The 24545-nt window shown below is 71.5% G+C and carries 23 protein-coding genes; 13 read left to right on the top strand and 10 right to left on the bottom strand.

Going from position 1 to position 24545, the window contains the following annotated elements; all coding sequences use genetic code 11:
* Positions 1 to 173 precede the first annotated feature (173 nt).
* From IE290_RS30850 to IE290_RS30835, 4 genes are read left to right on the top strand one after another with little or no spacing between them, the layout of a single operon-like run.
* A complete protein-coding gene (locus tag IE290_RS30850) occupies positions 174 to 2507 on the top strand; it encodes a sensor histidine kinase (RefSeq protein ID WP_229874828.1) in 2334 nt (777 codons plus the stop codon).
* 21 nt (positions 2508 to 2528) lie between these two features.
* Positions 2529 to 2954 carry a roadblock/LC7 domain-containing protein gene (locus IE290_RS30845; RefSeq protein WP_017983331.1) on the top strand — a complete coding sequence of 142 codons (426 nt, stop codon included), beginning with the start codon at positions 2529 to 2531 and terminating at the stop codon, positions 2952 to 2954.
* Positions 2954 to 3319 (top strand): DUF742 domain-containing protein, encoded by a 366-nt coding sequence (locus IE290_RS30840; protein WP_017983332.1) that lies wholly within the window; start codon positions 2954 to 2956, stop codon positions 3317 to 3319. Before IE290_RS30845 ends, IE290_RS30840 begins: the two co-directional genes overlap by 1 nt.
* Entirely contained in the window at positions 3300 to 3902 is a 603-nt protein-coding gene (locus IE290_RS30835) for a GTP-binding protein (protein ID WP_191248216.1), read from the top strand. The genes IE290_RS30840 and IE290_RS30835 overlap by 20 nt, the downstream gene beginning before the upstream one ends.
* 533 nt (positions 3903 to 4435) lie before the next feature.
* Here the strand turns inward: IE290_RS30835 and IE290_RS30830 are convergent.
* From IE290_RS30830 to IE290_RS30805, 6 genes are all read right to left on the bottom strand, one after another.
* Complete coding sequence (locus IE290_RS30830) at positions 4436 to 5809, bottom strand: tryptophanase (protein ID WP_191248215.1); 1374 nt, start codon at positions 5807 to 5809, stop codon at positions 4436 to 4438.
* 20 nt (positions 5810 to 5829) lie between these two features.
* Positions 5830 to 6870 carry a tryptophan dimethylallyltransferase family protein gene (locus IE290_RS30825; RefSeq protein ID WP_191248214.1) on the bottom strand — a complete coding sequence of 347 codons (1041 nt, stop codon included), beginning with the start codon at positions 6868 to 6870 and terminating at the stop codon, positions 5830 to 5832.
* Positions 6871 to 7358: 488 nt separating this feature from the next.
* Positions 7359 to 8528 carry a PP2C family protein-serine/threonine phosphatase gene (locus IE290_RS30820; RefSeq protein ID WP_191248213.1) on the bottom strand — a complete coding sequence of 390 codons (1170 nt, stop codon included), beginning with the start codon at positions 8526 to 8528 and terminating at the stop codon, positions 7359 to 7361.
* A complete protein-coding gene (locus IE290_RS30815) occupies positions 8525 to 9334 on the bottom strand; it encodes an alpha/beta fold hydrolase (RefSeq protein WP_308431393.1) in 810 nt (269 codons plus the stop codon). The genes IE290_RS30820 and IE290_RS30815 overlap by 4 nt, the downstream gene beginning before the upstream one ends.
* Positions 9335 to 9375: 41 nt before the next feature.
* On the bottom strand, positions 9376 to 10851 hold the full coding sequence (gene fcs, locus IE290_RS30810) for a feruloyl-CoA synthase (RefSeq protein WP_191248212.1): 1476 nt from the start codon (positions 10849 to 10851) through the stop codon (positions 9376 to 9378).
* Entirely contained in the window at positions 10851 to 11714 is an 864-nt protein-coding gene (locus IE290_RS30805) for a p-hydroxycinnamoyl CoA hydratase/lyase (protein ID WP_191248211.1), read from the bottom strand. Before IE290_RS30805 ends, fcs begins: the two co-directional genes overlap by 1 nt.
* An 81-nt stretch (positions 11715 to 11795) precedes the next feature.
* Here IE290_RS30805 and IE290_RS30800 point away from each other — a divergent pair, with 81 nt between their 5' ends.
* The gene (locus IE290_RS30800) at positions 11796 to 12182 is read left to right on the top strand and encodes a YchJ family protein (RefSeq protein WP_191248210.1); all 387 of its coding nucleotides are present in this window, start codon (positions 11796 to 11798) and stop codon (positions 12180 to 12182) included.
* Complete coding sequence (locus IE290_RS30795) at positions 12179 to 12592, top strand: SRPBCC family protein (RefSeq protein WP_191248209.1); 414 nt, start codon at positions 12179 to 12181, stop codon at positions 12590 to 12592. The genes IE290_RS30800 and IE290_RS30795 overlap by 4 nt, the downstream gene beginning before the upstream one ends.
* Before the next feature lie 87 nt (positions 12593 to 12679).
* Here the strand turns inward: IE290_RS30795 and IE290_RS30790 are convergent, their stop codons facing one another.
* A complete protein-coding gene (locus tag IE290_RS30790) occupies positions 12680 to 13264 on the bottom strand; it encodes a TetR/AcrR family transcriptional regulator (protein WP_191248208.1) in 585 nt (194 codons plus the stop codon).
* A gap of 115 nt (positions 13265 to 13379) precedes the next feature.
* On the opposite strand from IE290_RS30790, the gene IE290_RS30785 reads away from it, so the two are divergent.
* The 3 genes from IE290_RS30785 to IE290_RS30775 are packed head-to-tail and all read left to right on the top strand — an operon-like array spanning position 13380 to position 15790.
* A complete protein-coding gene (locus IE290_RS30785; protein ID WP_191248207.1) occupies positions 13380 to 14588 on the top strand; it encodes a thiolase family protein in 1209 nt (402 codons plus the stop codon).
* Between the two features lies 1 nt (position 14589).
* Positions 14590 to 15285 carry an SDR family oxidoreductase gene (locus tag IE290_RS30780; RefSeq protein ID WP_191248206.1) on the top strand — a complete coding sequence of 232 codons (696 nt, stop codon included), beginning with the start codon at positions 14590 to 14592 and terminating at the stop codon, positions 15283 to 15285.
* A 10-nt stretch (positions 15286 to 15295) separates the two neighbouring features.
* Positions 15296 to 15790 carry a DUF4232 domain-containing protein gene (locus tag IE290_RS30775; protein ID WP_191248205.1) on the top strand — a complete coding sequence of 165 codons (495 nt, stop codon included), beginning with the start codon at positions 15296 to 15298 and terminating at the stop codon, positions 15788 to 15790.
* On the opposite strand, the gene IE290_RS30770 is transcribed toward IE290_RS30775, so the two are convergent.
* From IE290_RS30770 to IE290_RS30760, 3 genes are all read right to left on the bottom strand, one after another.
* The gene (locus tag IE290_RS30770; RefSeq protein WP_191248204.1) at positions 15787 to 16914 is read right to left on the bottom strand and encodes an L-talarate/galactarate dehydratase; all 1128 of its coding nucleotides are present in this window, start codon (positions 16912 to 16914) and stop codon (positions 15787 to 15789) included. The two genes, IE290_RS30775 and IE290_RS30770, sit on opposite strands and share 4 nt — an antisense overlap.
* Positions 16911 to 18284 (bottom strand): MFS transporter, encoded by a 1374-nt coding sequence (locus IE290_RS30765; protein ID WP_229874824.1) that lies wholly within the window; start codon positions 18282 to 18284, stop codon positions 16911 to 16913. Before IE290_RS30765 ends, IE290_RS30770 begins: the two co-directional genes overlap by 4 nt.
* A gap of 99 nt (positions 18285 to 18383) precedes the next feature.
* Positions 18384 to 19277 carry a LysR family transcriptional regulator gene (locus tag IE290_RS30760; RefSeq protein ID WP_191248203.1) on the bottom strand — a complete coding sequence of 298 codons (894 nt, stop codon included), beginning with the start codon at positions 19275 to 19277 and terminating at the stop codon, positions 18384 to 18386.
* A 103-nt stretch (positions 19278 to 19380) separates the two neighbouring features.
* On the opposite strand from IE290_RS30760, the gene IE290_RS30755 reads away from it, so the two are divergent.
* From IE290_RS30755 to gudD, 4 genes are read left to right on the top strand one after another with little or no spacing between them, the layout of a single operon-like run.
* The gene (locus IE290_RS30755; protein ID WP_191248202.1) at positions 19381 to 20715 is read left to right on the top strand and encodes an MFS transporter; all 1335 of its coding nucleotides are present in this window, start codon (positions 19381 to 19383) and stop codon (positions 20713 to 20715) included.
* On the top strand, positions 20712 to 21629 hold the full coding sequence (gene kdgD, locus IE290_RS30750) for a 5-dehydro-4-deoxyglucarate dehydratase (protein WP_191248201.1): 918 nt from the start codon (positions 20712 to 20714) through the stop codon (positions 21627 to 21629). The genes IE290_RS30755 and kdgD overlap by 4 nt, the downstream gene beginning before the upstream one ends.
* Entirely contained in the window at positions 21623 to 23194 is a 1572-nt protein-coding gene (locus IE290_RS30745) for an aldehyde dehydrogenase (NADP(+)) (protein WP_191248200.1), read from the top strand. Before kdgD ends, IE290_RS30745 begins: the two co-directional genes overlap by 7 nt.
* Before the next feature lie 13 nt (positions 23195 to 23207).
* Positions 23208 to 24527 carry a glucarate dehydratase gene (gene gudD / locus IE290_RS30740; RefSeq protein WP_191248199.1) on the top strand — a complete coding sequence of 440 codons (1320 nt, stop codon included), beginning with the start codon at positions 23208 to 23210 and terminating at the stop codon, positions 24525 to 24527.
* The last annotated feature ends 18 nt before the right edge of the window (positions 24528 to 24545 follow it).

Here is a 24545-nt window from a genome sequence, read left to right as displayed (position 1 = left end):
ACAGGGGTGGTTGCATACGACTCTGTCGTGACGTCGCCGTCTTCGTCCCGGTCCCCAGGATTTCGTGGAGCGTCGTGAAAAACACAGATGACAAGTCAGGCGAAGGCCACCACAAGTCGATTCGAAAGCGCCTGACCGGAACCGTCCTGATCCCGAGTATCGCGCTCCTCGTGATGTGGATCGCGGGCTCCGGCTACTTCCTGGTGGACGCGATCTACGTGCGCACGGTGGCCTCCTCCGTGCAGGACGTGTCGATCCCCGCCGTCACCGCGCTCGGCGCCGTCCAGCAGGAACGCCAGCTGTCCCTGGTCTACCTGGAACGCCCCCAGGTCGGCCTGCGCGACCTGCAGGCGCAGCAGCAGTCCATCGACAAGTCGCTGACCAGCCTCCGGTCCGCGCTGGCCGAGGTGAAGAGCCTCGTGCCGGACGAGATCGGCCAGCGGATGAACCAGATGGAGTCCAGCCTCGACCAGCTCCCGGTCATCCGCGCGGAGATCAACCTGCGCACGATCTCCAAGGAGCAGGTCAACGACTTCTACAACCGCCTGCTGGACACCTCGACCGACCTGTTCGACTCGCAGGCCCGCCTGGTGCCCGACGCCGAGTCGACCCAGGGCGGCATGACCTCGGTGGACATCTTCCGCGCCTCGGACCAGATGTCGCGCGCCGCGTCGCTGGCCTCCAGCGCGTTCGCCTCCGGCCAGTTCGCCCCGGCCGACCACCTGCAGTTCGCCCAGCTCGTCGGCAGCTACCGCGCCCAGCTGGCGAAGATCGCCGGCTACATGGCCCCCGAGGCCGGGCAGCGCTACCGCGAACTGACCTCCAGCGACGAGTGGCAGCGCCTCGCCGCCGCGGAGAACTCGATCATCACGCACGGGCCGGGCGCGTTCCGCGAGAACGTCGGCGGCCTGACCGTGCGGGAGAACGACTGGCGCGACCTCACCACGCAGGTGTCGGGGCGGCTGATCAACCTGACCGTCGAGCAGTCGGAGCTGGCCTCCGGCGCCGCGCTGGACAAGGGCAACGTCAACCTGTGGACGGTGATCATCGGCAGCGTCGCCGCCCTGCTCGCGGCGGTCGCCTCGATCTGGGTCGCCATCCGGGTGTCCCGCACGCTGGTCGACAGGACCCTGATGACGCGCCTGGAGCGCCTGCGCACCGACTCGCTGGAGCTGGCCCGCACCCGCCTGCCGAGCATCGTGAACCGGCTCAAGGAGGGCGAGTCGGTCGACGTCAGCGCCGAGCTGCCCCGGCTGGACCACGGCAAGGACGAGATCGGTCAGGTGGCCGAGGCGTTCAACATCGCCCAGCTGACCGCCGTCCAGGCCGCGGCCAGCGAGGCCAAGGCGCGCAGCGGTGTCAACAACGTGTTCCTCGGCATCGCCCACCGCAACCAGGGCCTGGTGCACCGCCAGCTGCAGATCCTGGACCGGATGGAAAGCCGCGAGGAGAACCCGGAGCAGCTCAAGGGCCTGTTCCAGCTCGACCACCTGGCCACCCGCGCCCGCCGCACCACCGAGAACCTGATCATCCTCGGCGGCAAGCAGCCGGGCCGCCGCTGGCGCAAGCCGGTGTGGCTGATGGACGTGCTGCGGGCCGCGGTGTCGGAGACCGAGCACTACTCGCGCGTCGAGGTGGAGAACGTCCCGCAGGTCGCGATCATCGGGTCCGCGGTGGCCGACACCATCCACCTGGTCGCCGAGCTGGTCGACAACGCCACCACGTTCTCCCCGCCCGGGTCGCAGGTCCACATGACCTCCACGCTGGTCGCGCGCGGCGTCGTGGTGGACGTGGCCGACCAGGGCCTGGGCATGAAGGACGACGTCCGGGAATGGGCCAACCGGATGATGTCGGAACCGCCCGAGTTCGACGCGATGGCCCTGAAAGCCGACTCCAGCCTGGGCCTTTTCGTCGTCGCCCGGCTCGCGGCCCGGCTCGGCCTCAAGGTCATGTTCGACTCCTCGCGCTACGGTGGCACCCGCGCCACGATCCTGATCCCGTCGGCACTGCTCGCCAACGGCGACCAGGTCGCCGAGAACGCCGATCCGGAGTTCCGCGGCGCCCCGGCGACCGCCGGGCCCGACTCGTACGAGCAGGAGGAGACCGGCGTGCCGGCCGGAGCGAACGGTATGGGACGACACGAGAACAACGGCGCCCCCGAGCCCGCTCGGCGGGTCCCTGCGGAGCTCCCCTCGGGACGGCACGCCGAGCCGGAACCGGAGAAGGCGGGCGAGACCACCGGTGTGCGGACGATCTCGGTGTTCGAGCCGGAGCCCGCGCCGTCGCCGACCCCCTCGCCGCGTCCCAAGCGCTCCCGGGCTCCGCTGCCGCAGCGCGAGCCGCAGCGCAACCTCGTCGCCCAGCTCCGTGACGACCCGGAGTCGGACGCCACCGATTACCACGAGTTCTCCGGGCGGACCCGCAACACGCTCTCGGCGTTCCACAAGGGAACCCGCCGCGGGCGCGACGCAGACGCACCGGAAGACCCCCGGGCCACCATTGACTGAGAGGGAAGTCGAACCTCATCGATGAACGAGAACGAGAACTCCAAGGTCGACCTGAACTGGCTGCTCGACGACATGGTCGACCGTGTCGTCGGGGCGCAGCACGCCGTGGTCCTCTCGGCCGACGGGCTGCTCATGGGCAAGTCCGCGAACCTGTCCAAGGACGACTCCGACCAGCTGTCGGCGATCGCCTCCAGCCTGCAGAGCCTCGCCAAGGGCGCCAGCAAGCACTTCCAGCGCGGCCCGGTGCTGCAGACCCTCATCGAGATGGCCGAGGGCTACCTCTTCGTGTGCGCGGCCGGTCAGGGCGCGTGCCTGGCGATCCTCGCCGAGGAGACGGTGGACGTCGAGATGATCGCCTACGAGATGAGCCGCCTCGTCAAGCGCGTCGGCGACTACATGACGTCGGCTCCCCGGGATGCCGCGAGGTTCGTTCCGGAGCACAACTGATGGCGGACGACCAGTGGTACGACGAAGCGGCCGGACCGCTGATCCGGCCCTACGCCATCACCCGGGGCCGGATCCCGTCCGTCGACATCAAGCTCGACGTGGCGACGCAGGTGATGGCCATCCGGGGCAACCACGACCCGATCGGGTTGACCCCGGAACACCTGACGATCCTCGAGTTGTGCCAGCGGCCGTTGTCGGTCGCTGAAATTGCCGTGTACGTCAAGGTCCCCCTCGCCGTGGTCAAGGTGTTGTGCAGCGATCTGATCGAACGGGGCGCCGTGATCGTCCGTTCGCCGTCGCAGCCCGCCAAGGCCCCCGATCGCGAACTACTCCAGGCGGTGCTCGATGGCCTCAACAAGCTCTGAAGAAGGCGGCGTCATCCCGACGCCGGTGAAGATCGTCATCGCGGGTGGTTTCGGCGCCGGCAAGACCACCATGGTCGCGTCGGTGAGCGAGATCGTCCCGCTGTCCACCGAGGAGGTGATGACGGAGGCCAGCACGGGCGTCGACGACCTCACCGGTGTCGAACGCAAGACCACGACCACGGTCGCGCTGGACTTCGGCCGCATCACCATCTCCCCGCAGACCGTGCTGTACCTGTTCGGCACGCCCGGGCAGGACCGGTTCTGGTTCATGTGGGACGAGCTCGCGCTGGGCGCCATCGGCACCGTGGTGCTGGTCGACACGCGGCGGCTGGACTCCAGCTTCGCGGCGATCGACTTCTTCGAACGGCGCAAGATCCCGTTCATCGTGGCGGTCAACTGCTTCGAGGACGCGGACGACTACGAAGAGGACGAGATCCGCAAGGCGCTGGCGATCGCCCCCGGGGTGCCGGTGATGTTCTTCGACGCGCGGTCGCGGGAGTCGAGCAAGCTGGCGCTGATCCGGTTGGTGCGGTACGCGATGAGCCGGTTGCCCGCCGAGTCCGCGGAGCTGGCGCGCGCCTGAGGTTTCGGTCCGGGACGTGGAAAGGCCACCCCTTCTTGGTGAGGGGGTGGCCTTTTTGCGCTACGCGCGTTTGCTCTACGCGCGTGGTTGCGCTGCGCGCGGCTGAAGGCGCCGGCTTCGCTTCGCTACGCCCGGATCTGCCCCTCCCGAACCCGATCTTCAATTGTTCGGTTGCCGAGAAGTCGCGTCAAGGCTGGAAAGAGTACCTTGACCCGACTGCTCGGCAACCGATTTGGCTGGGGATCGGGTTGCGGGAGAGGGGTGGCTCGTGGGGTGGTTGTTTTTTCGTTGCCGGCTGCCTGTCCGCAAGCCGGCAACGAAAAGCAACCACCTTGCCGACCAGCCCTCCCCCGCTCCCGATCCACAGCCCAGTTCTGCGGCCGATCAGGGGTTGTCAAGGTACTCTTTCCCGCCTTGACAACCCCTGCTCGGCCGTTGAAACAATGAAAAATCGGGGCGGCGGCCTCAATCGGGGCGTAGCGAAGCGAAGCCGGCGCTTCCAGCCGCGCGCAGCGCAAAAACCCGCGTAGCGGCTACGAAACCTGCCGCAACTTCAAGTTGAAGTGCCGCAACAACTGCGGCGCGTGCGTGACCCGGTACTCCGGCACCGACTCCGGGTTCTTCGCGATCGTCGCCAGGACGTCGGCCACGTACTCCAGGTGCGCGAGCGTGTAGGTCCGCCGCGGGATGGCCAGCCGGACCAGCTCGAACGGCGCCGGGGTGATCAGGTTGTGCTCGTCGTCGAAGGTGCCCAGGTACAGCGAGCCCAGTTCGGCGCACCGGATGCCGCCCGCCAGGTACAGCTCGCACGCCAGCGCGTGCCCGGGGAAGCCGTGCGGCGGCATGTGCTGCAGCAGCCGCCCGGCGTTGAGGTACAGGCCGTGCACCCCGGCCGGCTGCACGATGTCCACCCCGGCCTCGTTGATCAGCCGGGCGAAGTGCGCGGTCTCCTCGGCACGGTTGCGCAGGTAGTTCGGGTCCACGACCTCCCGCAGCCCCTGCGCCACCCGCTCCAGGTCGTGCCCGCCCAGGCCGCCGTAGGTGCGGAAACCCTCGGTCGCGATGAGGATCGCCTCGCACTGCTTGGCCAGATTCTCATCCCGCACGCCGATCGCCGCGCCCATCGGCGCGATCGCGTCCTTCTTCAGGCTGGCGACGAAACCGTCGGCGAGGGCGAAGGTCTCCTGCGCGACCTCCTTCGGCGTCTTGCCCGCGTAACCCTCCTCGCGCTGGGTGATCAGCCACGAGTTCTCCGCGAACCGCGCCGCGTCCAGGAAGAACGGCACCCCGAACCGGTCGCACAGCGCGCGCACGGCCTTCAGGTTCGCCATCGACACCGGCTGCCCGCCGCCGCCGTTGTTGGTGATCGTGATGAGCACCTGGCCGACGCGGGAACCATCCGGGCCGGACAGCGTTTCCTCGAGCGCGCCGAGGTCGATGTTGCCCTTGAACGGATCCCGGCTGTCCAGGTCGGCCGCCTCCGGGCACGGCAGGTCGCGTGCCTGCGCGCCGGCCAGCTCCACGTTCGCCCGCGTGGTGTCGAAATGCGTGTTGGACAGCGAGATCTGCCCCGGCTTCAGCGCGGTGGAGAACAGGATCCGCTCCGCCGCCCGGCCCTGGTGGACCGGGAACAGGTGCGGGAACGACGTCAGGTCCTCCAGCGCCGACTTGAACCGGAACCACGAGTCCGAACCGGCGTAGGACCGGTCGGCCGCCGCGGCGCCGGCCTCCTGCGCGGCCGACACCGCGCCGGTGCCGGAGTCGGTCAGCAGGTCGATCGTGACCATGTTCGCCGGCAGATCGAACATGTTGTAGCCGGCGCGGGCCAGCGCCTCCTCCCGCTCCTGCCGGGTCGTGATCGGGATCTCCTTGACAACCTGGACCCGGTACGGCGGGAACGACTTCATGCTGACTTCTTCCTCCCAGTTCACAACGTGGCCGTGGCGCCGACCCGCGTGCGGGGCGCGTTCACGGCGTAGGCCTCCGACGAAAGATATACCGTCGTTCCGGTGCCGAACCGGCCGAGACGCAGGGAGACGTGCGCGATCAGGCCCACCCCCGCGGCCATCGGGCGGTCGGTGACCGCCGCGATCGCCCGGTCCAGCTCCGCGGCGGGCAGCCCGGCCCGCGCGAAGTGGGCGAGCACCTGCTCACGCGCCGCCGCGTCGTCCGGGACGTAGTCGCGGATCGGGAGGTAGAGGCTGTAGTTGCCGGGGCGGCCCGAGTCGGCCTCCACGAAGGAGTAGCTGGAGATCAGCGGGCGCCCGGCGTACGGGCCGGTGCCGCCGCCGGCGTTGGTCAGGAACTCCCGCACCAGCAACGGGTCCACGCCCTCGACCGCCTGCGCCGCGTGCTCCACGGTGCTCGATTCCGCCGAATCGTGTGAAATGTAGAGCTTGACCCGGGACAGCGGGCCGTCGTCGAGGTCGAGCGCGAAGAACGAGAACTGGTCGGCGGCGCCACGCCGCAGCGCGTGCTCGGCGACCGTGTCGTAGGCGTCGCTCAACCCCAGGCGCCGCAGCCCTTCCGCGACGACCCCGGGGGCCGCGCACTGTCCGCGCACCTGCGGGTTGAAGTAGACCTTGAGCGCCGGGGCGCGGCCGGGACGCAGGATCACCGAGAACCAGAGCGTGAACTTCCCCTGCGGCCGCTCGGTGAGGAACAGGTCTTCGACCGCTTCGAACCGGTCCAGCCGGAGATCGAACCGTTGCGCCATGTGGGTGAGAAAGCGCTTCGCGGCATGGATGTTCGCCACGTGGCCGGGGTTCTCCGGGATCGTTTCACCGAGGATCCGCACGGCGCGCTCGCCGCCGGCGTCGAACGCGACGGAGAACTCCACGGGGGTCGCGTCGTCGGCGACGTCCGAAGGCCACAGCGGGGGCTCGGTCAGCGGGCGAGCGCCCGCGACCCCGAGGAGTTCCCGCAGGACGTCGACGGGATCGCCGTCGTGGTCCGGAAAGCCTGCCACCCTGCAGAGTTCTCCGAGCTGTCTACTGGCGTGGTCGAATAGGGTCACAGGGGCGACGTTCACACTCACTCCGACGGTCTGGCGAGCGACTGCTCGACTAGGCGGGGTACAGACCGCCGACCAACATAACGTCATCTTTCCGGCGAGACGTACCGCTGGAGGAGTGATCTTGGCCGCACGGTCAGTCACTACCGGACGCTGTCATCCTGGTTCGCTGCCACGACACCGGTTTTTCGCTGATCGCACGCCCGGAACCGCTTCGCAGCAACCGGTTCACACCGGCGCTAACTGCGAAAACGCTTTCTGGATGCGATCTGCGCCACTTTCCGCCGTGCCGTCCACAAAGGACCGACCGGAGCAACGTGCGAGCCGCCGTTCGGCGGGAGCCGGAAACCTTCGGGTGTCTAGAACACTGTTCACCTGATCAGCGGAGTGTCACGACCGGCCCCGATGAGCCACAATCGGGCCTGGTGGGCGGCCGGTCGCGGTCAGCGCGGCACGGTGAGCACCAGCGCGGCCGTGTCGTCGGCGACCCCGTCGTCCAGCTCCGACAACAGCTGCCCGAGTCGGTCGACGATCGCGTCCGCGTCCAGGCCGGCGAACCCGGCCGCCGCGCACGCCAGCCGGCCCTCGCCGACGAGCGCGCCGCGCCGGTCGCGGGCCTCGGTCAGCCCGTCGGTGTAGAGGAACAGCGCGTCCCCCGGCCCGAGCCGGGTGCCGACAGCCGTCACGGAGGCGTCCGGCAGCACACCCATCAGCTGGCCGCCCGGCGTGTCCAGGGCGCGCACCGAGGCGTCCGCCGCGATCCGCAGCGCGGGCGGGTGCCCACCACCGGCCAGCTCCACCCGGAACCCGTCCCCGTCCGGTTCGATCAGTCCGAACAGGACGGTGCAGAAGCGGCCGGCGGGTGCCCGGTAGTCCTGCAGCAGCACGGCGTTGAGCGTGTGCAGCACCGCACGCGGGTCGGACTCGCGCGCCGCGGCCGCCCGGAGCGTGTAGCGCGCGAGCGAGGTGAGCACGGCCGCCTCGGGGCCCTTGCCGCAGACGTCGCCGATGAAGAACGCCCACCGGTCCGCGCTCAGCGGGAACAGGTCGTAGAAGTCGCCCCCGATCATCTGCGTCGGCGCGGCCCGGTAGTACCCGGCGGCGCGCAGCCCGGGCACCTCGGGCAGGCCCGGCGGCAGCAGGGTCTCCTGGAGGGTCCGGGACAACCGGGCCAGCCGCTCGCGCTCGGTGTCGGCCTCCTGCCGAGCCCGGAGCAGCTCGCGCTCGTAGGCCCGCCGGTTGCGGGCGTCGAACACCGTGGTCCGGATCCCGGTGACCCCGTCCGGGCCGGCGCGCAACGTCGAGTTGACCAGCACCGGCAGCCGCGAGCCGTCGGCCGCGACCAGGTCGAGGGCGATCTCCCGCACCTCGGACTGCATCCGCAGCAGCGGCGCGTAGTGCGTCTCGTGGTAGAGCCGCCCGCCCGCGGTGAGCAGGTCGCTGAACCGGCGCCCGACCAGCTCGCCCGCCCGGTAGCCGAGCCAGCCGAGCAGGGTCGCATTGACCCGCACGATCGTCCCGTCCGGCCGGGCCGAGAGGTACCCGCAGGGCGCGTTGTCCCACAGGTCCTCGGCGTCGGCCCCGGTCAGCGCCGGTGCCTCCGGCTCGGTCACCGCGTCCCGCGGCCGGTCAGGAACGCCCCGATCGCCGCCGTCGTCAGGTCCGGATCGCTCAGGTGCGGGCAGTGCCCGTTGACCTCCAGCACCACCAGCTCGCTGTCCGGCAGCCGGTCGTGCACGTACTGCCCGACCGGCAGCGGCGCGATCGCGTCGTGCCTGCTCTGCAGCACGAGGCTGGGCACGGTCACCCGCGCGAGGTCGTCCCGGTTGTCGGACAGAAACGTGACGCGCGCGAACTCGCGGGCGATGAGCGGGTCGGTGCGGCAGAAGCTGTTGGTCAGCTCCGCGCCGAGCGCGGGGCGGTCCGGGTTGCCCATGATGACCGGCGCCATCGCCGCCGACCAGCCGAGGTAGTTGCTGTCCAGGGACTCCAGCAGCTCGTCGATGTCGGCCCGGCTGAAGCCGCCGGTGTAGCCGTCGTCGTCGATGTAGCACGGCGACGGGCACACCATGACCAGGCCGGCGAAGCGGGCCGGCTCGCGGGCCGCGGCCAGCACACCGATCATCGAGCTGACCGAATGGCCGACGAACACCACGTCCTCGAGGTCCAGCTCGGCGCAGATCTCCAGCACGTCGTCGGCGTAGCCGTCCAGCGTCCAGTAGCGCTCGGGCCGCCACGCGCCCAGGTCGGATTCGCCCGCGCCGACGTGGTCGAACAGCACCAGCTGGTAGTCCGGCTCGAAGGCGGGGGTGATCAGCCGCCACATCGCCTGGTCGCAGCCGAAACCGTGGGCGAACAGCATCGGCTGCCCGCCCGGCCGTCCGGCCACGGTCACCGCGTTCCTCGCCCGGATGTCCACCGCCGCCAGCGTAGCCGCCCCGCGCCGGGACGGCCGCCCGATCAGCCGAACCGGCGGCGGACCTCGGCCTTGCGGATCTTGCCGGAACCGGTCGTGGGCAGCGCATCGGTGAACTCGACCGATTTGGGCACCTTGTACCCGGCCAGGCGCGTGCGCAGCCAGGTCAGCAGCTCGCCGGGGTCGATCCGGCTGCCGGGTGCGGGCACGACGACCGCCTTGCCCACCTCGCCCCAGCGCGGGTCCGGCACCCCGATCACCGCGCACGCCTCCACCCCGGGGTAGCCGTACAGCTCGTTCTCCACCTCGGCCGGGTAGATGTTCTCGCCGCCCGAGATGATCACGTCCTTGAGCCGGTCGACCACGTGGAAGTAGCCGTCACCGTCCACGGTCGCCACGTCGCCGGAGTGGAACCAGCCGTCGCGCAGCACCTCCGCCGTCGCGTCCGGGCGGCTCCAGTAGCCCTTCATCACGTTCGGCCCGCTGACCACGATCTCGCCCTTCTCCCCGGGCCGCACCGGCTCCCCGGCCGGGCCGGCCAGCCGGACGTCGGTGAAGAACGACGGCACGCCCGCGGAGCCGACCTTCTCCTCGACGTGCTCGCGGTCCAGGACCAGCGCGCCCGGCGCGGCCTCGGTCATCCCGTAGCCCTGCACGAAGGCCAGTCCGCGGTCGAGGTACCGGCGGATCAGGTCGGCCGGCACCGGCGCGCCGCCGCACAGCAGGGTCCGCACGCTGGACAGGTCGGTGGTGTCCCACCGGACGTGCGCGGCCATCGCCTGGTACATCGTGGGCACGCCGAACATCAGCGTGACCCGGTCCCGTTCCACTGTGGACAGCACCGCACCGGGGTCGAACGCCGAGTGCAGGATCACCGTCCCGCCCTTGAGCAGGGTGGGCAGGCACACCATGCCCAGGGCGGCGGCGTGGAACAGCGGCGCGGCGACCAGGGCCCGCTCGCCGGTCGCCAGATCGGTCTCCACCAGGACGTTGACGCAGTTCCAGGTGAGGTTGCCGTGGGTGAGCATCGCCGCCTTGGGCCGTCCGGTGCTGCCCGAGGTGTACATCAGCAGGCACACGTCGTCCAGGCCGACGGGCAGGTCGAGCGGCTCGTCGCCTTCGGCGTCCAGCTCGCCGGCGGGCACGCGCAGCAGCCGGTCGCCGGCCAGCGCGGCGACCGTGTCCGCGTACTCCGGCGTGTGGATCAGCACCGTCGACCCGGAGTCGGCCAGCGCGTGGTCCAGTTCCGCCACGGTCAGCCGGAAGTTCAGCGGCACGAACACCGCGCCGGCCTGCCCGCACGCGAACAGGGTCTCCAGGTAGGCCGGGTGGTTGGGCCCGAGGAAGGCCACCCGGTCGCCGGGGCGGACCCCGGCGCCTCGCAGCCCCCGGGCCAGCCGCGCGACGCGGCGGGACAGCTCGCCGTAGGTCAGCTCCGTCCCCCCGTGCCGGACGGCGATCGCGTGCGGGCTCATCCTGGCGCGGCGCACCGGCCACGAGCCCAGGCCCTGGTTGCGCACTACTTCTCCGGGTCGAAGGCGCTCAGGCCGGGGCGGTAGGACTTCTGGTCGAGGAACTGCGTCAGGCCCTTGGCGCGGGCGCCGGCCTTGTCCGCGAACTGCGACTGGTCGAGCTTGGCGTAGAGGTAGTCCTCGGCCTGCTCCCACGGCATCTCCTGGGCGATCTTGTACCCGGTCTTGGCCGCGTGCAGGATCACCTGGTTCATCGACGCCAGCTTCAGCGCCACCTCGCGGGTGCGCTCTCGCAGCCGGTCGGCCGGCACCGCCTCGTTGACCAGCCGCATCTCCGCGGCGCGACGGCCGTCGAACGGCTCGCCGGTCATGATGTGGTACAGGGCGTCGCGCTGCGGGACGGTCGCCGCGAGCGCACGGGAGACCACGCCGCCCGGCGGGATGCCCCAGTTGACCTCGGACAGCCCGAACTGGGCGTCCTCGTCGGCGAAGGCCAGGTCGCAGGCCACCAGCGGGGTGAACGCACCGCCGAAGCACCAGCCGTTGACCATCGCGATCGTCGGCTTGCTCCAGTTCGCCAGCCGCTTCCACTGCCACTCCGCGCTGGCCCGGCGCACCCGGATCTGCACCGCCGTGCTGCCGGTCGCGTCGACCTCGCGGAAGTACTCCTTGAGGTCCATGCCCGCCGAGAACGACTCGCCGGCGCCGGTGAGGACCAGGACCCGGCAGCGGTCGTCGCCCTCCAGGTGGTCGAGCACCCGCACCATCTCGTCGTTCAGCGTGGGGTTCATGGCGTTGCGCTTGTCCGGCCGGTTGAGCGTGACCCAGGCGATGCCCTCGTCGAACTCCACCAGAACCGTGTCGCCCCAGGGTTCCGTCCGGACCCGCCCGTTGCCGACCGCTGTGCTCATCAAGACTCCTCTATATCAGTAGTTCTGATATAGGAGTACCAGGCGCCGCCGACGCACGTCAAGCGAGGACAATCCGCGGGCATGAGGTGTCCCTGCGGACTGGGTGAGACGTACGAGAACTGCTGCGCGCCACTGCACCGCCGCGAGTCGGCGGCGCCGACCGCCGAGCGGCTGATGCGCTCGCGGTTCAGCGCGTTCGCCGTCGGCGAGGTGGACTACCTGCTCGCCAGCTGGCACCCGGACACGCGCCCGGCCACGATCCGGCTCGACCCGGGCCAGCGGTGGACGCGGCTGGAGGTGCTCGCCACCACCGGCGGCAGCCCGTTCCACACGCACGGGACCGTCGAGTTCCGCGCCCACTACCGGGACGCCGCGGGGCCGGGTTCGCTGCACGAGGACAGCGAGTTCACCCGCGTGGACGGCCGCTGGGTGTACACCGGGCCGCGCCGGGTAGCCCGCGGGACATGACCGAGTTCGAACGCGAACGCGCCATGCCGGCCCCGGCGGAGCGGGTGTTCACCGTGGCCGCCGACGTGAACCGGCTCGACGAGTGGCTGCCCGGCGTGATCACCGTCCACCCGGCCGAGCCGGAGGGCTTGGACGTGGACGTGCACGACCCGGCCGGCGAGTACGAGGCGCCCGGGGTGCTGGGCGCGCGCCGCGAGCAGCTGCGGCTGGAGTGGGGCCGCCGCGGCAGCGCGGACTACAGCGGGTGGCTGCAGGTGTCTTCGGCCGAGGGCGGGTCCAGCTACGCCACCCTGCACCTGTCCTTCCACGGCGACCAGCCGGCCAACCACGGCGGCCAGGCGGCCGAAGACGTCGAACGGCGACTGGACGAGTCGCTGGACAAGCTGGCGAACCTGGTGTCGGCGGGGTGAACGTCGCCGTTGAGCACCTGCACGCCCTCCACATCGGACACCAGGCCGGCGACCACCGCGCGCTCCTGAGGCGCCGGGTATAGGTCGTTATACGGTCGGCGTGCGGGCATCCCGCGCGGCCGTGATCGCCTCCCGGACCATCGCCGGTGCCACTTCCGCGGCGCGCTCCCGGAACTCGCTCGCGTAGAGGCCGTCGATGATCAGCCAGATCCGGTCCGCCAGCCCCTCCCGGTCGGGCACACCGGTCTCCCCCGCCAGGCGTCCGACCAGCTCGCGGGTCTGGGCCAGGTACTCGCGCGCCATCCGCTCCGGCAGCTCGTCCCCGGCCGGGAACTCGGTCAGCAGGTTGCGGAACGGGCAGCCGCGGAAGTCCGGCCGCCGCAGCCGTCCGGCGATCTCGGCCACCAGCGCCACCAACTGCTCGCCCGGATCGTCGCCCGCTTCGCGCAGCGCTTGCGCCTCGGCGCGGTCCCGTCGCTCGCGGAACCGGCCGAGGTAGGCCGCGACCAGGTCGGTCTTGCTCGGGAAGTGCGCGTAGAGCAGGTTCTTCCCGCAGCCGACCTCGCCGATGATCCGGCTCATCCCGACCGCGCGGACCCCTTCGGTGTAGAAGAGCGCGCCCGCGACGTCGAGGATCCGCTCGCGCGTTCCCGGTGCTGCCGTGCGTGCCATGTGTCGAGGATAACGGACCGATCGGTCCGCCCGCTGTTGACAGCCGTGTGATCAGCGGCGCATGCTCGGACCGATCGGTCCGGGACCGATCGGTCCGCCAGAAGGGAGCACGCCAATGAGGGACGCCGTCATCGTCGAGGCCGTCCGCACCCCCGTCGCCAAGGGCAAGCCGACCGGCGCGTACGCCGCGGTGCACCCCGTCGAGCTGCACGCGCACGTGCTGCGCAGCGCCGTGGAACGCGTGCCGGGCCTCGACCCGGCCGAGATCGACGACGTCATCGGCGGCGCCGTCGGCCAGGTCGGCGAGCAGAGCGGCAACACCACCCGGTTCGCGGCGCTGGCCGCGGGCTTCCCCGAGTCGGTCGCCGGCGTCACCGTCGACCGGCAGTGCGGCAGCAGCCAGCAGGCGATCAGCTTCGCCGCGCAGGGGATCGTCGCCGGCGCCTACGACATCGTCCTCGCCTCCGGCGTCGAGTCGATGAGCCACGTGCCGATCGGCAGCTCGGCCAACGTCGACGGCGTCCGCGCCGACGTCTGGGGCCCGTCGGTCGACCGGCGCTACCCCGGCGGGCTCATCCCGCAGGGGGTGGCCGCCGAGCTGATCGCCCGCAAGTGGAACCTGTCCCGCACCCAGCTCGACGAGTTCGCCGTCACCAGCCACCAGCGGGCGGCCGCCGCGTGGCGCGACGGGCACTTCGCCGGCCAGGTCGCGCCGCTGAAGGTGACCGCCGCCGACGGCACGGTCACCCAGCTCGACGCCGACGAGACGATCCGGCCCGGCACCACCCTCGAGGTGCTGGCCGGGTTGCGTCCGGCGTTCGCGCACGACCACTGGACCGAGCGGTTCGGCGAGATCGACTGGAAGGTGACCGCGGGCAACTCCAGCCCGGTCAACGACGGCGCGGCCGCGCTCGTGCTCACCACCAGCGAGATCGCGCGGCAGCGCGGGTGGCGGCCCCGGGCGCGGATCCACACCGCGACGGTCACCGGCGACGATCCCGTCTACATGCTGACCGGGATCATCCCGGCCACCGCGAAGGTACTCGCCCGCGCCGGACTGTCCATTTCAGACATAGACGCGTTCGAGGTGAACGAGGCGTTCTCCTCGGTCGTGCTCGCCTGGCTCGCCGAGACCGGCGCCGACCCGGCGAAGGTCAACGTCGACGGGGGCGCGATCGCCATCGGCCACCCGCTGGGCGCGAGCGGCGCGCGGCTGGCCACCACCCTGCTCGGCGTGCTGGAGCGCACCGGCGGCCGGTTCGGTCTGCAGACCATGTGCGAGGCGGGCGGCACGGCCAACGCCACCATCATCGAAAGGCTCTGACGTGGACATCACCGGTTCGATCGCGCTCGTGACGGGCGCCAACCGCGGCCTCGGCCGCGTGCTCGCCACCGCCTTGCTCGACCGCGGCGCGAAAACCGTCTACGCCGGGGCCCGGGATCCACGGAGCATCACCGATCCCCGCCTGACACCGGTCCGGCTCGACGTCACCGATCCCGCGTCGGTCGCCGCGGCGGCGGAGCTGGCTTCCGACGCCACGCTGGTGGTCAACAACGCGGGCATCGGCAGCAACGGTTCGCTGCTCACCGCGCCGGACCTGGACGCGGCCCGGGCGGTGCTGGAGACCAACTTCTTCGGCCCGGTCCACGTGTCCCGCGCGTTCGCACCGGTCCTCGGCCGCAACGGCGGGGGCGCGCTGGTCAACGTGCTGTCGGTGCTGTCCTGGCTCGCGCCGCCGATCACCGCGGACTACAGCGCGGCGAAGGCGGCCGCGTGGTCGTTCACCAACTCGGCCCGGTGGGAGCTGCGCGGCCAGGGCACGCTGGTGGTCGGCGTGCACGTGGGCTACCTGGACACCGACATGGCCGCGCACGTGAACGGCCCGAAGGTGGCGCCGGAGGACCTCGCGCGGCAGATCCTGGACGCGGTGGAGAGCGGGCAGGAGGAGGTGCTGGGCGACGAGCTGAGCCGCGGGGTGAAGGCGGGCCTCGCCGGACCGGTGGCCGCGTTCGAGCGGTAACCTGGCCCGCATGGGGGGATTCCGGTTCGTGCTGCCCGTTCTGGTGTGCGTCGCGGCGTGTTCGGCGCCCGCGCCGCAGCCTCCGCCACCGCCGCCCGCGGAGTGCGCCCACTACGACGCGGGCCCGGTCGACGCGGCGCTGGGGCACCGAGGGTTCGTGCTCACGCTCACCAACTGCGGGACCGCCACCCGCGCGGTGTCCGGCTACCCGGACGTCCAGGTCCTCGGCCCGGAGGGCCGGGGGCTGGACGTCCCGGTGGAGCGGGGCACGTCCTACATGGCGATCGACCCCGGCCCCGGGACCTTCACGCTGGCACCGGGGAAGTCCCTGGTCTCGGTGGTGTCCTGGGCGAACACGGTGACCGACGGCGAGGTGCTGACCGGCTCGGCGCTCGGTGTCGCCTCCAGGCCCGGGGAGGCGCCGCAGCGCCTGCCGGTGGAGACCGACCTCGGCACGACGGGTGAGATCACGGTGACCGCCTGGGCCGAGGAGCTGGCGCGCTAAGCGTGCACCTCGTCGCGGGCCACCGTCCAGGCTCGGGCCTGCTCGCTGATCGTCACGCCCAGGCCGGGGCGTCCGGACAGGTGCATGCGGCCGTCCGCGATTTCCAGGTGCTCGTCGAACAGCGGGTCCAGCCATTCGAAGTGCTCGACCCACGGCTCGCGCGGATAGGCAGCCGCCAGGTGGATGTGGATCTCCATCGCGAAGTGCGGCGCCAGCCCCAGGTGCGCGTGGTCGGCCAGGGCCATGACCTTCAGGAACTGCGTGATGCCCCCGACGCGCGGCGCGTCCGGCTGCACGATGTCCGCGCCACGGGCCCGGATCAGCTCGGCGTGCTCCCCCGCGCTCGCGAGCATCTCGCCCGTCGCGATCGGGGTGTCGAACGCCGCCGACAGCTGGGCGTGCCCCTCGAAGTCGTAGGCGTCCAGCGGCTCCTCGATCCACACCAGGTCCAGCGGCTCCAGCGCGCGGCACATGCGGCGCGCCGCGGCGCGGTCCCACTGCTGGTTCGCGTCGACCATCAGCGGGACGTCGCCGATCTTGTCCCGCACCGCCGTCACGCGGGCCAGGTCGACCTCGTGCGACGGGTGGCCCACCTTGATCTTGATCCCGCCGATGCCCCGCTCGACGGCCGCGGCCGCGCGGTCGACCACCTCCTCGATCGGCGAGTGCAGGAACCCGCCGGAAGTGTTGTAGCAGCGCACCGAATCCCGGTGCGCGCCCAGCAGTTTCGCGAGCGGCAGCCCGGCCCGCTTCGCCTTGAGGTCCCACAGCGCCACGTCGAACGCCGCGATCGCCTGCACCGGCAAGCCACTGCGTCCCACCGACGCACCGGCCCACACCAGCTTGTCCCAGATCTTGGCGATGTCGCTGGGATCCTCGCCGAGCAGCACCGGCGCGATCTCGCGGGCGTGCGCGAACTGGCCCGGCCCGCCGGCCCGTTTCGAGTAGCTGAACCCGACGCCCTCCAGCCCGTTCTCGGTGGTGATCTCGGCGAACAGCATCGCCACCTCGGTCATCGGTTTCTGCCGTCCGGTGAGGACTTTCGCGTCGCTGACCGGGGTCGCCAGCGGCAGCGTCACCGACGAGATCCGGACGCGGGTGATGCGGTCGAGGGTCGCGCTCATGCGGTCTGCTCCCTGGTGTCGAACTCGATGCGGCGGATCTTCCCCATCACGGCGAGCCCGACGAGGGCCAGCACGCCGTGCGCGGCGACGAACCACAGCGCGGTGTTGAACGAACCCGTGGCCTGCACGGTGTAGCCGATGACGATGGGCGTGACGATCCCGGCCGCGTTGCCGAACGCGTTCATCGTCGAGCTGACGAAACTGGTCGCCTGCGGCGGCGCGATGTCGGTGGTGATGGCCCAGCCCAGCGAACCGACGCCCTTGCCGAAGAACGCCAGCGTCATGATCGCGATGATCAGCGCGCTGCTGTCGGTCAGGCTGCACAACGCGATGCTGGTCGCCAGCACCATGCCGATCACCGACGGGATCTTGCGTGCCGCGGTCAGCGACTTGCCCCGGCGCAGCAAGGCGTCCGAGGCGAACCCGCCGACCAGCCCGCCGGCGAACCCGCACAGCGCGGGCAGCGCGGCCACGAACCCGACCTCCAGCAACGACAACCCGCGGCCCTTGACCAGGTAGACCGGGAACCACGTGATGAAGAAGTAGGTCAGCGCGTTGACCGCGTACTGCGACAGGTAGACGCCCCACAGCGGGCGGGTGGAGAAGATCCGCGCGATCGTGCGGCGGTCCAATGGGGCGCGCTGTTCGGCGCGGGTGCGCGCGTCGTCCAGGTCGACCAGGGCGCCGCCGGTGGTCATGGTCTCCAGCTCGGCCTCAGTCACCCGCGGGTGGCGGCGCGGCGAGTCCATCCAGCGCAGCCACACGACGGCGAGCGTCAGCCCGAGCACGCCGAGCATGACGAACACCCAGCGCCAGCCGAACTCGTGCGTGATCCAGCCCATCACGGGGGCGAACAACGCGGTGGCGAAGTACTGGGCGGAGTTGAACACCGCGGTGGCGCGGCCGCGTTCGGCGGTGGGGAACCAGGTGGTCGCCACGCGCGCGTTGGCCGGGAACGCCGGTGACTCGAACACGCCCAGCAGCAGCCGGAGCGCGAACACGATCGTCACGGCCACCAGGACGGGCGTGGTGATCAGGCCGACCAGGCTGATCGCGGCGGTGACCACGGTCCACAGCGCGAGGCTCAGCGCGTAGATCTTGCGCGCGCCGAAGCGGTCCAGCAGCATCCCGCCGGGCAGCTGCCCGACCACGTAGGCCCAGCTGAACGCGGAGAAGATGTAACCCAGCTGGACGGTGCTGAAGCCGAGGTCGGCCTGCAGGCTGCTGCCGGTGATCGACAGGCTGCTGCGGTCGGCGTAGTTGATCGCGGTGATGATGAAGATCAGGGCGAGAACGAGGTACCGGGTGGGGACGCGGCGGCGGCCGGTCGCGGGGCGCGCCACGGCCTGCGCCGTCTCGGTTTCCGACATCGTGGTCCTCCTGCGTTGGAGTGTGTCAGGAGGTTAGGGCGGTGGATCGATTCCCGTCCAAGACTGTTTGGACATCGCGTGATACCGGCACGGCATCGCTCACGTCAGCTCGGCGGTGAGCGGCTCCAGCGCGGTGAGCACAGTGGACAGTGCCGGGTTCGCCGACTCGCGTGCCCACAACAGGTGCAGCTCCACCGGCCGGTCCGGCAGCCCGCCGAGCTCGGGCCAGGCCACCCCGTCGATCCGCATCCGCGTCGCCGACTCGGGCACGAACGCGATGCCCCGGCCGGCGGCGACCAGCCAGATCATCGTCTGGATCTGGCTCACCGCGTGGACCACGTTGCGGTGCGCGATCGGCACCAGCCCGACCACCAGGTCGTAGAAGTAGCGCGCCTTGACCGCCGAGTGCATGATCAGCGGCTCGTTCGCCAGGTCCTCCGGGGCGACCGGCCCGCCGCCGGCGAGCCGGTGCCCCGCCGGCACGCACAGCACGAGCCGTTCCCGGTGCACCGGGCGGGAGGCGAAGGTCTCGGTGTCGAACGGCGGGCGCGCCAGGCCCAGGTCGATCTCGCCGTTGGCCAGCGCGGCGACCTGTTCGCCGGTGACCATTTCGGACAGTTCCACGCGCAGGTCCGGCAGCCGGCCGCCGACCGTGTTGAGGACCCGGCCGAGCACCCCGAAGGCCGAAGCGCCGGTGAAGCCGATGCGGATCGAGCCGGCCTCGCCCGCCGCGATGCGCCGCGCGAGGTCGGGGGCGCGCCCGGCGAGCGCGAGCAGCCGCCGCGCGTCGACCAGGAACGCCTCACCGGCCGCGGTGAGCCGCACGCCGCGGCTGTCGCGGTCCAGCAGCTGCGCGCCGACCGACCGCTCCAGCTTCTGGATCTGCCTGCTCAGCGGCGGCTGGGTCATGGAAAGGCGCTCGGCGGCGCGGCCGAAATGACGTTCCTCGGCGACGGCGACGAAGCCCTCGAGCTGGCCGAACGAGAACTCCATGCCGAGAAGGTATCATCGGATGCAACAACGGTGTTGGACTGGTATCGCCGGTGGCACCTACGGTCGGGAAGCCGAACATCCCCAGTCCATCGAGAGGTCACCGATGTCCTCCCTCCCCACCGCCGGGCCGCTCGACGCCGCGGTCGGCAAGGTCTTCCGCCGCGTCGTCCCGCTGTTCGTCGTGATGCTGATCTGCAACCAGCTCAACCGCTCCAACATCGGGTACGCCCAGGAGCACCTGGAAGCCGACGTCGGCATCGGCGCGGCCGCCTACGGCCTGGGCGCCGGCCTGTTCTTCATCGCCTACGCGATCTTCGAACTGCCCAGCAACATGCTGATGGAGCGCTACGGGCCGAAGATCTGGCTGACCCGCATCATGGTCAGCTGGGGCCTGGTGTCCGCCGCGATGGCGTTCGTGCAGGGGCCCACGTCGTTCTACGTGCTGCGGTTCCTGCTCGGCGCCGCCGAGGCCGGGTTCTTCCCGGCGATCATCTACTTCTTCTCGCGCTGGCTGCCCTCGTCGCACCGCGGCCGGGCGACCGCGCTGTTCGTCGCGGGCTCCTCGATCGCCGCCGCGGTGTCCGGCCCGCTGTCCGGGCCGCTGCTGTCGCTGCACGGCTTCCTCGGCGCGGCCGGCTGGCAGTGGCTGTTCGGCCTGGAGGGCCTGCTGTCGGTCGTGGTCGGCCTGATCGCCTACACGCGGCTGGACAGCCGGATCGCCGACGCGAAGTGGCTGAGCGGGCCCGAGCAGAACGCCCTGGTCGCGGCCATCGAGCAGGAGGACGAGGCCCGCCGGTTCACCGCCGCGAGCGGGTCGGTGTCGCGCTGGCGCCTGCTGGTGCAGCCGCAGATCCTGGTCTTCTGCGTCATCTACTTCGCGATCCAGCTGTCCATCTACGCGAACACGTTCTGGCTGCCGAACATCATCCGCCGCATCGAGGGCACGAACGACATCACCGTCGGCCTGCTGTCGTCGCTGCCGTGGATCTGCGCGGTGGTCGCGATGTACTTCACCGGGCGCGCGTCGGACAAGCTGGGGCGCAGCAAGCCGCTGCTGATCGGCGCGCTCGTCGTCGCCGCGGCCGGCACCTACCTCGCGGCGGTGGTCTCGCCGGTGCTCGCGCTGGTGTTCCTGTGCGTCGCGGCGATGGGCTTCAAGAGCGCCAGCCCGCTGTTCTGGACAATCCCGCAGGGCAGCGTGCACCCGCTGGCCCTGGCGTCCGCGGTGGCGATCATCAACTCGCTGGGCAACCTCGGCGGGTTCGTCGCGCCCTACGGCTTCGGCCTGATCAAGGAGGCGACCGGCGAGGTGACCTGGGGCCTGTACGCCCTGGCCGCCGCGTGCCTGGTCGCCGCCGTCCTCGTGCTGTTCCTGCGCCGCGACCGGGTCGTGGCGCCCCCGGTAACCCTCCGAGAGACCGTTGGAGAGAAGTCATGACGTTCACCCCGACCGAGCTCGCCCGGCGGCTGGGCTCCGGCCTGCTGTCGTTCCCGGTCACGCACTTCGACCGCGAGCTGAACTTCGACGAGCCCGCCTACCGCGACAACATCGCCCGGCTGGGCAAGTACGAGGTGGCCGGGCTGTTCGCCGCGGGCGGGACCGGGGAGTTCTTCTCGCTCACCCCGTCCGAAGTGGACCGCGTGGTGCGGGCCGCGGTGGACAGCGCCCCCGAGGGCACGCCGATCGTCGCCCCGGCCGGGCAGAGCACGGCGGCGGCGGTCGAGTTCGCCCGCGCGGCCGAGCGGGCGGGCGCGGACGGCATCCTGCTGTTCCCGCCCTACCTCACCGAAGCGCCCCAGGACGGCCTGGCCGAGCACGTGCGCGCGGTGTGCGCGGCCACCTCGCTCGGCGTGATCGTCTACAGCCGCGCCAACGCCAAGTACACCGCCGAAACCGTGGACGCGCTGGCCGAGGACTGCCCGAACCTCGTCGGGTACAAGGACGGCGTGGGCGACGTCGAGGCGATCACCAAGATCCACGCGCGGCTCGGCGACCGCCTCACCTACATCGGTGGCCTGCCCACCGCCGAGACGTTCGCGCTGCCCTACCTGGAGCTGGGCGTCACCACCTACTCGTCGGCGATCTTCAACTTCGTGCCGGAGTTCGCGCTGGCCTTCTACGCCGCGGTGCGGGCCGGGCAGCGGGACGAGGTGCGGCGCATGCTGAAGGAGTTCGTGCTGCCGTACGTGGAGATCCGCAACCGGAAGGCCGGATACGCCGTGAGCATCGTCAAGGCCGGCATGACCGCCACCGGCCACCCCGCCGGGCCGGTCCGCCCGCCGCTGACCGACCTCACGCCGGACGAGCTGGCCGCGCTGACCACGCTGATCGAGACGGTGGCCGGATGCTGACCGGGGAGATGTTCGTCGGGGCGGCGCGGGTGAGCGGCTCCGGCAAGGAGGTCCGCTCGCGTGACCCGCGCACCGGCGAGGAGCTGGAGCCCGGCTACCGCTACGGCGGCGCGGCGGAGGTCGCACGGGCCGCTTCGCTGGCCGAGGAGGCGTTCGACGTCTACCGCGCCACCGACTCGGAGACCCGGGCGGCGTTCCTGGAGCGGATCGCGGACGAGATCGGTGCGCTGGCCGAGCCGATCGTCGAGCGGGCGGTGCTGGAGACGGGCCTGCCGCAAGCACGGCTGACCGGCGAGGTCGGCCGCACCACCGGGCAGCTGCGGCTGTTCGCCGCGACGCTGCGCGAGGGCAGCTGGCACGGCGCACGCATCGACCCGGCCCAGCCGGACCGCACTCCCCTGCCGCGTGCGGACATCCGGCAGCGGCGGGTGCCGCTCGGGCCGGTCGCGGTGTTCGGCGCGAGCAACTTCCCGCTGGCGTTCTCCGTCGCGGGCGGGGACACAGCCTCCGCCCTGGCGGCGGGCTGCCCGGTCGTGGTGAAGGCGCACGACGCGCACCTGGGCACGTCCGAGCTGGTCGCGTCCGCGGTGCGGGCCGCAGTGGTGGCGTGCGGGCTGCCCGAGGGCGTGTTCTCGTTGCTCGTAGGGGACGGGCCGGAGCTGGGCACGCGGCTGGTGACCGATCCGCGGATCCAGGCGGCCGGGTTCACCGGGTCGCGCCGGGCGGGGCTGGCGCTGGCTTCCGCGGCGGCCTCCCGGCCCCAGCCGATCCCGGTGTACGCCGAGATGAGCAGCGTGAACCCGGTGGTGCTGCTGCCGGACGCGCTCGCTTCGCGCGGTGCCGATCTGGGCGCGGCGTTCGTCGCCTCGCTGACGCTGGGGGCGGGCCAGTTCTGCACGAACCCGGGTCTGGTGCTGGCGGTCGAGGGGCCTGGCCTGGACGAGTTCTTGTTCGCGGCGGCGGAGGCGGTGCGGGCGGACCAGGGCGGGACGATGCTGACGCTGGGCATCGCCGGCGCGTACGCGAGCGGCCAGGACCGGCTGGCCGGACGGCCTGGGGTTACCGAACTGGCGCGCGGCGAGGCCGGGTCGGCGGCGGCCTGTGGTGGCGCGGCGCTGCTGACGGTCGACGGGTCGCGGTTCACCGCCGAGCTGCAGGAGGAGGTGTTCGGCGCGACCTCGCTGGTGGTGCGGTGCGCCGACCAGGCTGAGCTGCTCGGCGTGGTGCGTGCGCTGGAGGGGCAGCTGACGGCGACCGTGCACGCCTCGGAAGCCGATGAGCCGCTGGCCGCCGCGCTGCTGCCGGTGCTGGAGCGCAAGGCGGGGCGGATCCTGTTCAACGGCTGGCCCACCGGGGTCGAGGTCGGGCACGCGATGGTGCACGGCGGCCCGTTCCCGGCCACCTCCGATTCCCGCACGACGTCGGTCGGCTCGCTCGCGATCGAGCGGTTCCTGCGGCCGGTGGCCTACCAGGACGTGCCGGCCGCGCTGCTGCCCCCGGTGCTGCGCGACGGCAATCCGGAAGGCGTGTGGCGCAGGATCGACGGCGAGCTCTCCCGCGACTGAAAGGCTTTTCGAGATGACCGTTCCTGTGGTGACCGAGATGCGGGTGGTGCCCGTCGCGGGTCAGGACAGCATGCTGCTCAACCTCAGCGGTGCGCACGCGCCGTTCTTCACACGGAACCTGGTGGTGCTCACCGATTCCGAGGGCCGCACCGGGGTCGGCGAGGTGCCCGGCGGGGAGCCGATCCGGTCCACTTTGGAGGATTCGCGCTCACTGGTGGTGGGGCGGCCGGTGAGCCGGTACCACGCGGTGCTGGACGAGGTGCGGCGCCGGTTCGCCGACCGGGACGCGGCCGGCCGCGGCGCGCAGACGTTCGACCTGCGGGTGACGATCCACGCGGTGACCGCGCTCGAGGCCGCGCTGCTCGACCTGCTCGGGCAGCACCTCGAGGTGCCGGTGGCGGATCTGCTGGGCGAGGGGCGGCAGCGGGACCGGGTGCCGGTGCTGGGGTACCTGTTCTACGTGGGTGACCGGACGCGGACGGACCTGCCGTACCGGGGCGGGTCCGGTGACGGGTGGTTCCGGGTGCGCGACGAGGAGGCGCTGACGCCGGAGGCCGTGGTGCGGCTGGCGGAGGCGGCGCACGCGCGGTACGGGTTCTGCGACTTCAAGCTGAAGGGCGGGGTGCTGCCGGCCGAGGAGGAGGCGGAGGCGGTGCGGGCGCTGGCCGCGCGGTTCCCGTCGGCGCGGATCACGCTGGACCCGAACGGCGGGTGGCTCCTGGACGAGGCGATCCGGGTGGGCCGGTCGTTGCGGGACGTGTTGTCGTACGCGGAGGACCCGTGCGGCGCGGAGGGCGGGTACTCGGGCCGGGAGACGATGGCGGAGTTCCGGCGCGCGACGGGGCTGCGGACGGCGACGAACATGATCGCGACCGACTGGCGGCAGCTCGGGCACGCGGTGCGGATGGATGCGGTGGACATCCCGCTGGCGGACCCGCACTTCTGGACGATGGCGGGTTCGGTGCGGGTCGCGCAGTTGTGCGACGCGTGGGGGCTGACGTGGGGTTCGCACTCGAACAACCACTTCGACGTGTCGCTGGCGATGTTCACGCACGTCGCGGCGGCCGCGCCGGGCGACATCACGGCGATCGACACGCACTGGATCTGGCAGGACGGCCAGCGCCTGACGGTCGAGCCGCTGCGGATCGAGGACGGGGAGATCGAGGTGCCGCGGCGGCCGGGCCTCGGGGTGGAGCTGGACTGGGACCAGGTGGAGCAGGCGCACGAGCTGTACGAGCGCGAGGGCCTGAGCACACGCGACGACGCCGCGGCGATGCAGTACCTGATCGAGGGCTGGACCTTCGACCCGAAGCGGCCCTGCCTGGAGAGGTAGGAGGCGGCCGGCCTTGGG

Source organism: Amycolatopsis deserti, assembly GCF_014653945.1.
Lineage (GTDB): Bacteria > Actinomycetota > Actinomycetes > Mycobacteriales > Pseudonocardiaceae > Amycolatopsis_E > Amycolatopsis_E deserti.
This window is presented reverse-complemented; position numbering and strand designations above follow the sequence as displayed.